Raw genomic sequence first — 12,560 nt, 5'->3', positions numbered from 1 at the left:
TGCCCGTTCTGGATAACAAATGGCAAAGAAACAGTGCTGCCAGCTTGGGAGGTAACGGCAAAACGGTCGGCCAGGAAGATAACCTGTGACTGCATCCCTGATGGCGTATTCTCCACACCGATCCCCATCCCCGCGGCGTAATACTGTCCATTGCTCGTTACCCCAACCTTGATGTTGTACATCGCGCTGAGTTGGCCGTTTACGTTCGCAATGGCCTGGGCGTTCGTTGTTATCGCCGCCGTATTACCGTTTATGGTCGCAGTGATGGCGTTTATCTGCGTCGCCGTGGCCTGCTGATAATTCGAAACCGTCTGGCTCAGGCTGTTGATGGATGCCGTATTACCGTTGACGCTCGTCTGCAAGCTCAGCAATGCACGTGCCGTTGCCTCCCTGTCATTGACGATCACCTCATCAATGCGGTCCAGCTGCGCGCTGTTACCGGCAACCGATGCCGACAGGGTTTTACGCGTGGCCACCTGAGCGAGGTTGGCCTGGATTATCGCAATTGCCGAGTTCTTCACACCTCCTGTCATGCCGTCCATCGACACAGAAATCTCGTCTATCTTCACTTCGGCCTGCGCCAGCCCGTCAGCGTTTTCCTGGATATCTTTCGCCTGCTGCTCGAGTTCGTCGGCATGCTTTTTGATGTCATCCGCCATGCCTGCAACTTTTTCGTTGCTGTCCACAGCGTTCTCGATCAGGTCTTTGAACGTGTCGGAATCTTTCATGTCCTCCAGAATGTCATTGGTTATTTCGCTGACATCTATCGAGGACGTGCCCATGACCCAGTCGGTCCAGTCCCCGGCGTTACCGATACGGTCAATAAGGCGCGCGCGGTACCACTGGCGAACGCCGGCAGGCATGGGGCCATGCTGATAATCTGCAGCCGGGTACGGCACTAGGACCAGCAGTTCAGGATTGGCGTAGTCGGCAGTTGTGGCGCGCTGAATTTCTGTATAGGCCGTGTCGCCTGAGCCATCCGGAAATTTCCAGGTCAGGTCGATATGCCAGACCACATCTTCGGTCGCCAGGAAGTTGAGCGGAGTACCCGGTTTGCCCGTTTTACCGGAGAGATAAGTTGTTTCACCGTATCCCCATGGTGACGACGTATCCTGCGCATTCAGCGCCCGGACGCGCACGTCATAGCTGCCCGAATAAATGCCCTGAACCGAGAAACCCTGCGCGCTGGTAACAGGAACGTTTATCCAGTCCCCGTTGTCCTTACGCCACTGGGCAACGTACCGGATTGCACCCTCTACCTTATCCCATGACACGTCCAGGCTTGCGACAGTCAGCCCCTGAGACACATGATCGCTCTCAGTCACCACGATATTCTTCGGAGCAGACAGGACGCTTATCGGCGTGACGGTGATCGGGGGCGACTCTACCCGAACGCCGTCATCGATGTAACGGTATTTGTTTGGATCGTGCTGAACGGCCGTAATAGTGAAACCGCCTGTGCTGTCGTCGTTAGCCGAGATTGAGGTGACCCTGAAGTACTGTATTGCGAGGTTATCACTATCTATCGCCCAGACAGCGCCCGCCACAGGAACCTGACTGAATGCCGTAGCCACCGTAACCGTTTTTTTATCGGCGCTCACCGCGCTGATTGTCCGCGTCTGGGCTTTTCCGTCGGGAAGGTTAACCACCAGCCGGTCTTTCGCCGCGTAGTCTATTTCTCGATCAAGGGTAATCTGGCGGCCGTTGACCGCGCTTATGCGCCCCCCGTTCTCCTTACCAGAACGGAAAGGATCGGCGACACCGATAATTTCAGCGGGCAAAGGGATATAACCGTCCAGCCCCACGCCAAACGATACGGTCCCGTCTTTGGCATTAGAGAGCAATACCCAGCGACCGCGTCGGTGCGCTTCACTTTGCGAGGTGCAGCCGATTGCGGTCAGGGACGTCTGCCGGACGTCGTAACGTTCTACAAGCGCCGAATCATAGACCCCCTCAACGGTATCGCTGTAATGGTTCTGCGGATCGGACCAGGACACCAGGCAGGAGCTGTAGCGATTTTTGTATGAGCCGCCAGCATAAGTAAACAGCCCATCGATAACGTTTGAGACGTTATAAACCCAGTCAACATCGTCCTGCGGGACGTCTGCCTGGACATAAATCTGATCGTTGCCCCAGAACGTTATTCCACGAAATACCGCGGCGAGATCGTTAAGTACCTGCCAGGCGTCCTCCTGACTCTGAATGAAAACGTTGCAGGTGAAACGCGGTTCGGTGCCACCGGCCCCGTCGGAAACCATTTCGTCACAGTACTGGGCGATTGAATACAGCGCCCACTTATCCACCATGGACGCATCCACGCGCGTGCCCATGCCGTAAATTTCATCAAGAACCAGATCGTAAAATATCCAGGCGGGGTTATTGGACCAGGCCATTTTGAACCCGCCGGACCATGAGCCAGAATAGGTTCGGGTTGTCGGATCGTAATTATCCGGAACCTTAATCAGCTTGCCTTTTATCTTACAGGTCACTTTCGGCGCGCTGCCGTTGAACTGGCTGCTGTCCACTTCGACATACAGTAGCGCGGTTAAAGGATAACGAAGCTTGCTGTCGATGACTTCCGCATACGAAAACACCTTGAAGGCGTTAACCAGTTTCGAATTTGATCCGCTAGCATCAGCCGTAATACGCCTGACCCTGACAGACCAGCCGGACGTGGATTTTGGCAGATCGATACGATGGTCACGCTGATATTCCGTCGTGGTCTTTCCGTCAAACTTGCCGTTTACAACCGTTTTCCAGGCGCCGCCGTCCGTTGATAAATCGATCGCATACTCGGTGACCGTGCCCACCATATCGCCGTTATCTTTATAGAGATACTGGACCGGAAGGCTGAGCTTGATGCGGATGGCATCCAGGGAAAGATTGGTAAACTGGCGCGTCCAGGGCGCGGTGGTGGTGACAGTTGTGCCCACCGCCAGCTCGTTATCGACCTGGGGCATCCCGGCAATATAGGTCTGGTCCTGTGTGCCCTTGCGGAACTCCCATTTCACGCCGCTGAAGTTGTATTCCCCGCTGTCGTTCGCCAGCGGCGTATCGTTGAGAAAAATATCCTGAGCGGTCAGGTCGCCCTGTATTTCTCCCTCAGAAACGGCAATGAGCATTTTTAATTTTGCGACCGACAGCAGATCGTCAGGTTGCTCAACCGGAGTATGCGCGCTGCCACCACCGCCTTTTGCACCCTTTATGATGGTTTCACCATGGAGAAGTTGCATTTTTACCCCATTAAAAAACCCAGCCTGAGCTGGGTTATTTGTTTGTGTTAATGATGGCGTCTTATTACATGTTTTTGTAATAACTAACTTTTGAGTCAAAGTCCTGTTTTGCGAGTGGTGTTTGGCTGGTTACATAAGCTTCCCACGAACTATAAGCCTCAACAAGAGCACGGCGTTCCTCTGTGTCTTTAGTATTGGCTTTCATTGTTTCAAACACATTCGACCCAATTTCTTTCAGCTTGCTCTTTCTGGTAGCGCCACATGTCGTTATTGCATCAGCTACCGAATTATCCCATCCCACTAATTGCAGAATCTCAATACGCTTCTGAGTAACAAACTGATCCGCCGAGGCATTAAGCGCCTCTTTGGATAAAAACTCCGCAAACTCCTTTTTACTATGCGGCATTTGTTTGGGCATAGTAATGTTATCCTCTTGACAATTTGCTAAGTCAGCATATTGCTTCTGTAAATTGTTGTTCTGATTTTGTGGGGCACAGCCTGAAATAAAGAGCAGACCTAATAAGACCAAACCGTATTTTTTCACTTTCATCTCCTTGAGGCATCATTTTGGACATGATAACCAAGGGTGACTGCAATGTAACGTTCATCCTAGTTCGGTTGCATTTCACTATTGCTGATCACTCGAGTACATACCGGCGCTGACTATGGCTCCCCCTGCCTCGATCAGACCGTAGGCCAAGGGGACTGGGTGCCCCATCGCGACGGTATTGACCGGCGCACCAAAGGCGTAGTTAGGCGTGTTGTCCGTGCTGGAGGATTTACCTGCGCCGAAGGATGGTTGTGGTGTGAGCATCTGGACAACGCCACCCAGCATCATTGACACCCCGACCCCGGTCAAAATTGACGTGGCGCTGATGGCTGTTGCACTCATCGCAGCCCCCCAGGCTGCCATGCTCGCACCGGCGGTAAAGAATGCAGCAACAAGCGCAACGGCACCAACAACTATCTGCAGGACACCCGAATTTTTGGCCCCTTCATAAACGGGCACGATCCGGTACACGTTTCCACCACGGGTCATATCAAACTCTTCCAGCCCAATATTGTTGTCACCGTTAAAAAATGCGAAACGGATCCCCTTCATGTGAGCTTCCGACATATATTTTTTGAATCCGGGAACCTGTGAACACATGGCTCTGAGCATTTCGCGCAAGTCGGCAACATCAAACTGAACGCGTTTACCGAATTTTTTAGCCATTTTCCCTTCGAGAATAAGCGTCTTAACCATGCATTCGATCCTTATGCCTGACCACCCGGACCGTTCTGTCGCGATAATATTTTCCATAAGGCGTTCGCGAAGAAAGATGCCCGAAAAGATGATGGAGAATGATGTTGTCACCCACATATACCGCGGCGTGATTAGTAACCGATGCCTGCACACTCATCATGATGATGTCACCGGGCTGCATGGCACCGGCGGCAATCTCAACAAATCCTTCGCGCTCCCAGTTGTCGTCGTAGAGCCGCTCCTTGCCGCTCTCCCACCATTCGTAAGGTACTGAATAGTTCCCGAGAACAATGCCGTATTCGCGCAGATAAAATTCACTGATAAGCGACCAGCAGTCGGCGTAACCCAGTACCCACTGCCGCCCGGCATAATCCCGGTCTTCACGCGGGGAAATCGTACAAAAATCCCCGTCCGGCCAGGACATGATCCCCCACTCAATCCCCGACCAGTCGCACTGGATCCGGTCCAGCTCCGAGGGCACCAGCCGAACCACATCCGGATGGGAATGAATGAGCATGATGATCTCACCGCGCGCGCGCGCAGCGAGCTGATCATCCGGGGAGAGCGTGAATGTCTCCTCAGGCTTATCTGCAATGTTGCGGCAGGGAATATAGATTTGCTGCAGGCCTGACTGAACAATCAGACCGCAGGCTTCTTTGGGGTATTCAGCAGCGACGTGCTGACGGATAGCATCCAGCAATTTTTCACGCATCTTTATTTACCCTGCAGGTTTGCGGCCGGAAAACCACCGAACGGCAGCGGCGCGTCCGGACCGTGACGATCCTGACAATCCTGCCGGCGGCCGCCACAAACATCTTTCGACGGGTCATCGGTCGGCGTACCGTCTTTGGTAAAGTATTTCGTGCCGTTGTAATCGCATCCGGTCCCGCTTCGATACCAGCCCCGCATACACCAGGTGCAGACAGGAGTAATCTGCCGTGTCGGTAGCTGCAGGCTCTGAATATCGAAAGGAGAACACAGCTCGAAATCAACCTGTACCCGCGTCTCTGCGGTTTTAGCATTGACGTAAAAGAGCTGTACGCGCTCATCGGCAGGGCTGGCACCCGGATTACCGTTTTTCCAGTTGGCGGCATCGAGATACTTCGAAAGCGTGGTATGGATTTTGACCTTAGCCCTGACCATATCGTCATATTCAAGACACAGTGCGGTGACATAGTTTCCGACGTTCCCGACGGACAGCGTGGGCGTTGGCTGGGAACCTGTACTCGACAACTCCATCCCCTTCAGTTCGTAGGGATGGGGATCGTACTGGTTTCCCTGCCAGATAATGGCGGGCAGATTTTCTGCGGCGAAGGCTGCCCACCCTTCTTCCTGAATATTGTGCGCATGAAAACGCAGCACCTGATCCATACCGAATTCAGTGCCGTCGATCTCAATCAGCTGAATAACGCTGCCGGGCTCAAGCTGTTGAATGTCTGCCGTAAAACTCATACTCCCCCCATAAAAAAAGCCGCCCGGAGACAGCTTTCAGTGTTTGTCGAGAAAATCAGGGCGCGAACGCCTGTTCAAAAGTGAAGGCCACAGTGGCTTTTTTCCCGGTAGGGAAAGAAACGCTGAACGAATCAGCTTTCATTCTGAACAGCTTTTTTTCACCCCATGGCGTGGTCCACCAGAACGATTTAGTAACGTGAGACATCAGAAAAGCGCGCAGCGCAGCCGCCTCCTGTCTGGTTCCCGTCCAGTCCAGATTCCACGTTTCCTGTTTGTCGTTGATCCCCATCCCTGCTATCTGTTTGTAGCCATCCCCGAACTGGGCCTGCAGCGTTCGGGCTGTTTCAGAGCCCTGCGCTGTTTTTCTCGTGCGCCAGGTAAACGTGTCTGTCACGGTGTCCTCCTCGAATAAAGCACGCCGCCTGCGGACATTTCTTTTTTCAGTCGCTCGGTGATTGTCTGCTGAACAATCGCCTGCAGCTGTTTCGCCGTCCCCGTGGCGTTCGCCTGATTTATGCTTCCGTCACTCCCCTGCTGGCTGATGCTAACTGGGGCATAAACACTGATCCCGCCCATGCCAGCACCGGCTGCGCTCCCGCCGCCGACCAGACCGCCCGAGGCATACCCGCGCATCAGGCGATAGAGATTAGCCACACCGATGCGGCTGGTTGATTCTTTGGTGAAGACGAATTCCCCGCGGTGAACGATACCGGCTGGCTCGTACTTGCCGCCGTGCCCGGTAAACCCGCCTGTGTCAAAGCCTCTTGGTCGGTAAGACGGGACCGCGAGTGACTGACCTGCAGAGGATGTTTTCGCCCCGCCGCTCACCCAGCCCATTGCACTCTGGATGGTATAAGCCACCAGCAGCTGGTTGATAACGGACACAATCATTTTAAGGATCGAGCTGGTGAAATCCCGGAAGCTCGCCTTCCCGGTTGTCGTCAGGCTGGTAAGCTGGCCCGCCAGCCCGCTGAACGTTGCCTGCGAAATCTGCTGAACAGAGCTGAAAACGTTTGTCGCTGAATCCTGATATTCGGCCCAGCCCTGTTTCGCTCCGGCCAGCCAGTTTGCACGCAGGGCATCTTCAGCCTCGAACGTTGCCCTTTGCTCTTCAAGAACCTTTTGCTGCGCCTGAGGGTTGTACGAATAGCTTTCGTTGAGGCGCTGCAGCGAAGTTTGTCGCCCTGCTTCCCGGGTGGATACCCCCTCAGACTGAGCCTGCAGGCCCGCCCTGGCGGCTTTTTGCTGCTGCTCAAACTTCACGGCCTGATCGGCCAGCTGGTTGAGCTTTTGCTGGCTGGCAACCTTATCGCCCAGGTCGGCCAGCTGCCGCTTGTACTCGAGAGTTTCTTCCTTGTGCGCAAGCAGGGATTTTTCCTGCGCCGTAAGCTGACGACGCCCCGCGGCCTCCTGCAGAACGGTGAACTGATTTTCAGTCTGCCAGAGATCCTGACGCTGTTTGCTTATGACGTCGTTTACGCTGGAATGCTGCTCGAGCGTTTTAAGCTGGGCCTGAAGGGTGAGAAGTTCGGCCTGGGCCTTTTCCTCAGCCTTGTCTCCGGCGGGCGTTGAATAGCTTTTGCCTTTCGGCGTTTTTACGTCCTTAAACTGCTTTTCAATCCCGGCGCGGGCCGCGGCAATGTCCTTTTCAGTCCACAGCGTGGCGACACCGTCTTTCGCATCCTGGCGGTTTTTCTCAATAAGCTGACTGAGCTTTTTCTCTGCTGAAGCCCGCTTTTCTGCCGCCGTCGCGCCGGTCTCCACCAGCTGATTAAACTGCTGCTGGCTGCGGATTGCCTGAGCCTGCCGGTCCATCCGCATTTTTTCCCGCGCGGCTGCCAGCCCTTCCTGGGCGTATTGCTGATCGGCAAGATCGTAAGCCTGCTTTTTCAGCTCCACCTGCTGGCGCGCGTTTCTCAACCTTTCCGCATCAGCTTTCTGCAGAACGTTGTTACCGGCATAATCCGGGTCGACTTTAAGATTGCTGGACAGCGCGCGGTACTCTTTCTCTGCTGCCTGCCATTCAGCAAAAGAGTCCTGGCGCTTCATCGCGGAGTCAGGATTACGCCCTATGCCAAGCATCGCATCCCATGCGCCGGAGGCGGCATTCTTCACCCAGTTCCAGGCCTTTTCGAGGGAGCCAAGATTATCCTCGACCGCCCCGGCGCGCTGAATGACCGCGTCGGAATATGCCCGCATGGCCAGCTCGGCAGCTTTCTGCGAATCCCCCAGCGCCTGAGCAGAAGCTATCTGTTCATACTGGGTGGCCGTCAGAAAGTGAAGGGAATCGTTGAGCGTAGCGACCGCGTTAACCGGATCATCCTTCAGGCGTTTAAACTGATTTATGGTTTCGTCAACGGCCTGCCCGGTAGCCTGCTGCAGCCTGGCGGCAACATTGCTGACCATGCTGACGTCATTCCCGCTGAACGCGCCGCTTCCAACGACCTGTGCCAGCACGCCTGCAGCGGCATGCTGCGTGATGCCATTACCGGCCAGCGAGCGCGCCAGCGCCTGAAGCTGCCCTGACGTTTTCCCCGCGTAGTTCCCGGTCAGGATCAGCTGCCTGTTAAATTCCTCAGACTCTTTGCTGCCGTCATACCAGGCCTTACCCAGCCCGAATACCGCCGCGGCAATCCCACCAACCAGGCCGGCGATCCCCAGGCCGCGCAGCGACAGCAGCTGGTCTATCCATCCTGCCCGGTTCGCCAGCGTGATCCCGGACCCGCGCAGTGCACCGAAGTTACCGCGCATGACCTCGCCTATAAGTACGCCCAGCTCCTGCCGGGCAGCAGCACTTTGCAGCCCCAGACCGTGCGTGGCCACTTTGGCAGCTTCAAGTTTGCGGATATAGACCTCAGCCGCATCGCTGGCACCGACCTGCGCCGCCTTCAAGCGCAGCAGCTCGGTACCGGAGAGCTTTTGCTCTGCAACCTGTTGCTTCAGCTGGCTGAGGAATCGCGTGCGCGCTGCGGCCGATTTTTCCTCCACGATCTGCAGTTCTTTTTGCCGGGCCGTGGTGCGGGAAATAAGGGCGAGATAATCCTGCTGGGTTATGTTGCCCTGTGCCCTCGCTGCGCGAAAGCGAGCCTGCACGTTCGCAAGCGACTGTGTCTCACCATTGAGCTGGCGAACGCCGTCAATCTGGCGGAAAAATGATGCCGCCAGTTCATCCTGTCGACGGGCAAGCGCTGCGGCCTGCCCGTCATTCTCACGCATGCGCTGATTAAGCTCGGTCACGCGGCGGTGAGTTTCATCAACGGACCTGGAAACGTTCTGCCAGTCTTTGGTCAGCCCTTCCGTTGCGGCCGACTGGCGGGATTTCATATCTGCGGCAGCCGCCGCGCCAGCGTCGCCCACAGTTTTAAACGCAGCCGCCTGCCGCTCGGAAGCGCGCTGCATTCGCGTCTGGACTTTTTCAGAGTCCTCAGCCATCCCGGTTAGCTGGCCCTTTATGCGGGCAACCTGCTCACTAAACGTGGCGCTGTCGACGTCAAGGTTGATGACCAGATCGCTAATCTGCTGGGCCATATCGGATACCTCCTGTTATCCCCTCAGCTGCGGCCATCAGCGCATCATCATCCGGCTCGTCATCGCTGATGACGATACCGGAAGGAGAAAGCAGGCTGAAATGTGCGGGGGTAAGTTCCGGGTCGCGGAAGAAAAGAGTGGAGATGGAATAAAGCAGCTCTGAGAAATGCGCATCGAGCTGCGCGTCCTGAAAATAATGCTCCCGGTAGAACTGGTGCCAGTCGCCCAGCTCACTGGAAGTCATTCCAGCCAGCATGGCGCGCCAGTCGGGTCGCCCGAACTCGCGCGCCAGATTCAGGACAAACTTCAGCTCGCTGGCAAGGGCTTTTCCGCCGTAACGGGTTCAGCGCTTTCGGCCTCCGCTGAGGCATCCGGATCGGCAACGTTGTCATCCTCAACCGGAACGAGCATGCCGGAGAGCAGCTTTATTTCCATTTCTGCTTTACCGATCGCCTCTGGCGGCCAGCCGCTAAGCACCTGCTGATAAAGCGTTTCCACATCCGCGCCAGCCGGATCGTTATGCCACAAAGACATCGCAATCAAACGCGCACCGCAGCGAATATTTGAGCCTATCAGCCTGGCCGTCATTTCCTGATCGCTGATGCCGTCGCTGTCAGCACTGACGGCCTTTTCCTCTGCGGCCATAAACGTGATGTACTCAATACGCTGCAGCGCCGACAGCTCGAAGATGGTCAGGGATTCTGTTTGCCAGGTGAACTTCTCTTTTTTCAGAAACATGCGTCCTTCCTTACGCTGCAGTTACGGTGACTTTGCAGACCGCAACGAAATTACCGTCGCTGGTCATAACAATAACGTCAGCGGTGCCTGCCGCCACGCCGGTGACGGTGATCGCGTTGCCGCTAACGGTGACCGTTGCTTTTGCCCCGTCGGAGGTTGCCACGCGGAACGAGGTATCTGAGGCACTGGCAGGGTTAACCGTCACATTGAGCATTGTGGTTGCGCCGACGGCCACGCTTGCCGTGGCTTTATCGAGCGTAACGCCGGTCACGGGGATATTCGGGGTCCCGCTTTCTTCTGCCAGTTCCGGCTTGCCGGTATTGGTGATTTTCGCTGTACGGGTAATGACCTCTTTTGCCGGAATGGCTTTACCCAGGCTGCTGCACCAGCCGCGGAAAACGTCTACGGTACCGTTCGGGTATTTGATTTTGTAATAGCGTACTGAGCCATCAATAAACCATGCGACCAGGTCTTTTTGCCCTTCTTCGCCCGGCTTCCAGGCGAGGGTGAACGAGGTATCGCCAGCAGATTTTGCCCCCTGGGCCGTCGCGTTCCAGTCGGCATCCTCGTCGTCGAGGTAAGTGTCGTCATACGATTCGGCGGTCATTTCGCCCGGCGTCAGCTCTTTAATTTTCGCCAGGCGGTTCCAGTCGATATCCGAGAGTGGGTTAGCGAAAGCGTTGCCTGTTCCGGTGTAAAGCCAGAGGGTGGTACCGGCACCTTTCACGGGGGCCAGCGGGTTTGGAGTAGGCATAAGTACCTCTTAAATTGAATAGGTGATTAAGTACGTGAAATCGACTGAACCCCAGGTGGCCATTTCATCATCCCGCTGATAGTCATAACCCTGCGGGGTGAACGTCTCGACCAGTTCGGTCAGGCCCGGGATGAAGGCCATTGCCGGATACACTTTCTCTTCCATCCAGGAATCAAGCGCGCTGTCGGGGCTGGAGGCTTTAAGAAATACCTCGATGTGAACAACCGCCTGCCACGAATCTTCGTCAAGCGAATCGCCGGTGTACTCCGCGTCAGAAAGGTATACAGCCACGGCAGGGAGATCCTGCTCTTCAAGAAAAACAGGGCGCCCGTCAAACCAGGTGACCGTGTCGGTGATCTCGGCTTTCAGTTTTGCCAGAATGGCTGCACGAATTGCGCTGTGTCTGTTCATCGCTTCAGGTGGATCCTCAGTTGGTTTTTCAGGGCTGCGGAAAGTTCTTTAGGCATATCGCTTTCAATAAGGCGCTTTGAAATAGCGGTGAATGCCAGGGTGAGCGGTGTCTCAAGAGGAACTTTGACCACTTCAATCGGATAACGGGCCTGACCTACGCGCCGCATGACCTGCCAGCGCCCGTTCGCAAGCTGTTGAATAAAAGCGTTACGAAAGGTATAGGGTCCGATTTTGAGGACGCTACCCGCTCCGTTTCTGGCCCCTTTTTTACGCGAGAGCCGGACGCGCGCCGTGCCGAGCTTTATCGCAGGAAGATTACCGCGGTTGATTTTTATCGACGCGACCGGGCGATCGTGACGGGCCTTGCGCAGACGGGAACGCTGGCGGACCAGACGAACCGGAAGCCCCTTTTTCCGGTTATCATCCACCTTTGCCTCTTTCGCTACAGCTTTGCTCCCCTGGCTTATCGTTCTGCTGGCCACCCGGTTAAGTGCTTTTGCGGTTGCCTCAGGAACGATTAACCGGCTGAGGCTGTTCAGGTTCTGAATAGCCCTTTCCAGTCCTTTCACAGACATAGCGCCTCCTCATTCGAGATGGATGCGGGGTTTTCCGTTGAACATGTCATAGCGGGTAACGGTCAGGTTCTTACCGTCGTAATCGACGCTGTCGTTTCGGCGTGGCTGGTAAAGCTCAGAGAAAACTACCAGAGAAGTACCCGTTCCCGACAATGGCCCCATTTCCTCGAGCTGCTCTGCGGGAACAACGTCATAGCTGCTGCCATTTATGATCGCTGTCTTTCCCATCTTTTTTATGGTGGCCGCGTCCATGCGTGCCGCCATCCGGTCAAAGGGGTTAGGCATTGATCTTAACTTCGACAACGGTGGTGTTTGCCCCTGCATCTTCCCAGGCGATGCCGGCGGCAACAGCGTCCGTTTCTTCGATCGTGATTTTGCCGTCCTTCAGATACACCTGCGCCCCGGCAGTAACCGCATCTGCGGAAACTTTTGGCAGGAGGAAAACCCCCTCAGTAAAACCGTCCCCGGTATCGCCAGCCGGGATAACGGTAATTGCAACCGCGATAAGTTTTCCAACAACAACCGGGTCGCCGCTGTGAACATCGGTTGCACCACTGTTTACCAGAGGGATCGTTTTCCCGTCCTGCGCATAGTTCTTAGCCATAACTTCTCCATTCAGCCCC

General features: G+C 55.3%; 14 protein-coding genes. All 14 read right to left on the bottom strand.

Annotated features, from left to right (window positions below; all coding sequences use genetic code 11):
- Positions 1-3,233, bottom strand: a 3,233-nt coding sequence (locus IM313_RS18160; RefSeq protein WP_193056103.1) for a host specificity protein J, incomplete at its 3' end; no start/stop codon positions are given.
- Between the two features lie 64 nt (positions 3,234-3,297).
- A complete protein-coding gene (locus tag IM313_RS18155) occupies positions 3,298-3,777 on the bottom strand; it encodes a hypothetical protein (protein ID WP_128755120.1) in 480 nt (159 codons plus the stop codon).
- Positions 3,778-3,861: 84 nt separating this feature from the next.
- Positions 3,862-4,479 (bottom strand): tail assembly protein, encoded by a 618-nt coding sequence (locus tag IM313_RS18150; RefSeq protein WP_032623287.1) that lies wholly within the window; start codon positions 4,477-4,479, stop codon positions 3,862-3,864.
- The gene (locus tag IM313_RS18145; RefSeq protein WP_193045128.1) at positions 4,472-5,191 is read right to left on the bottom strand and encodes a C40 family peptidase; all 720 of its coding nucleotides are present in this window, start codon (positions 5,189-5,191) and stop codon (positions 4,472-4,474) included. Before IM313_RS18145 ends, IM313_RS18150 begins: the two co-directional genes overlap by 8 nt.
- A gap of 2 nt (positions 5,192-5,193) precedes the next feature.
- Complete coding sequence (locus tag IM313_RS18140; RefSeq protein ID WP_016063063.1) at positions 5,194-5,931, bottom strand: phage minor tail protein L; 738 nt, start codon at positions 5,929-5,931, stop codon at positions 5,194-5,196.
- Positions 5,932-5,986: 55 nt separating this feature from the next.
- On the bottom strand, positions 5,987-6,325 hold the full coding sequence (locus IM313_RS18135; RefSeq protein WP_032620574.1) for a phage tail protein: 339 nt from the start codon (positions 6,323-6,325) through the stop codon (positions 5,987-5,989).
- The gene (locus IM313_RS18130) at positions 6,322-9,459 is read right to left on the bottom strand and encodes a phage tail tape measure protein (protein ID WP_193045126.1); all 3,138 of its coding nucleotides are present in this window, start codon (positions 9,457-9,459) and stop codon (positions 6,322-6,324) included. The genes IM313_RS18135 and IM313_RS18130 overlap by 4 nt, the downstream gene beginning before the upstream one ends.
- Positions 9,443-9,715, bottom strand: coding sequence for a phage tail assembly protein T (locus tag IM313_RS18125; RefSeq protein WP_010429901.1), 273 nt, complete (start codon positions 9,713-9,715; stop codon positions 9,443-9,445). The genes IM313_RS18130 and IM313_RS18125 overlap by 17 nt, the downstream gene beginning before the upstream one ends.
- Positions 9,716-9,765: 50 nt before the next feature.
- Positions 9,766-10,197 carry a phage tail assembly chaperone G gene (gene gpG, locus IM313_RS18120; protein ID WP_193045124.1) on the bottom strand — a complete coding sequence of 144 codons (432 nt, stop codon included), beginning with the start codon at positions 10,195-10,197 and terminating at the stop codon, positions 9,766-9,768.
- 10 nt (positions 10,198-10,207) lie between these two features.
- Positions 10,208-10,951: a phage tail protein gene (locus tag IM313_RS18115; protein ID WP_193045122.1), complete on the bottom strand. Its 744-nt coding sequence runs from the start codon at positions 10,949-10,951 to the stop codon at positions 10,208-10,210.
- A 9-nt stretch (positions 10,952-10,960) separates the two neighbouring features.
- Positions 10,961-11,362: a phage minor tail U family protein gene (locus IM313_RS18110; RefSeq protein ID WP_001704117.1), complete on the bottom strand. Its 402-nt coding sequence runs from the start codon at positions 11,360-11,362 to the stop codon at positions 10,961-10,963.
- Positions 11,359-11,937 carry a phage tail protein gene (locus IM313_RS18105; RefSeq protein ID WP_193045120.1) on the bottom strand — a complete coding sequence of 193 codons (579 nt, stop codon included), beginning with the start codon at positions 11,935-11,937 and terminating at the stop codon, positions 11,359-11,361. Before IM313_RS18105 ends, IM313_RS18110 begins: the two co-directional genes overlap by 4 nt.
- 9 nt (positions 11,938-11,946) lie before the next feature.
- Positions 11,947-12,189: a DNA breaking-rejoining protein gene (locus tag IM313_RS18100; protein ID WP_230852446.1), complete on the bottom strand. Its 243-nt coding sequence runs from the start codon at positions 12,187-12,189 to the stop codon at positions 11,947-11,949.
- A 25-nt stretch (positions 12,190-12,214) separates the two neighbouring features.
- Positions 12,215-12,541 carry a DUF2190 family protein gene (locus tag IM313_RS18095; protein WP_193045118.1) on the bottom strand — a complete coding sequence of 109 codons (327 nt, stop codon included), beginning with the start codon at positions 12,539-12,541 and terminating at the stop codon, positions 12,215-12,217.
- Positions 12,542-12,560: the final 19 nt, after the last annotated feature.

It is taken from the genome of Enterobacter cloacae complex sp. P2B (assembly GCF_014895985.1).
Taxonomy (GTDB): domain Bacteria; phylum Pseudomonadota; class Gammaproteobacteria; order Enterobacterales; family Enterobacteriaceae; genus Enterobacter; species Enterobacter bugandensis.
The sequence above is the reverse complement of the archived record's forward strand: the minus strand, read 5'-3'. Positions and strand labels throughout refer to the sequence as shown.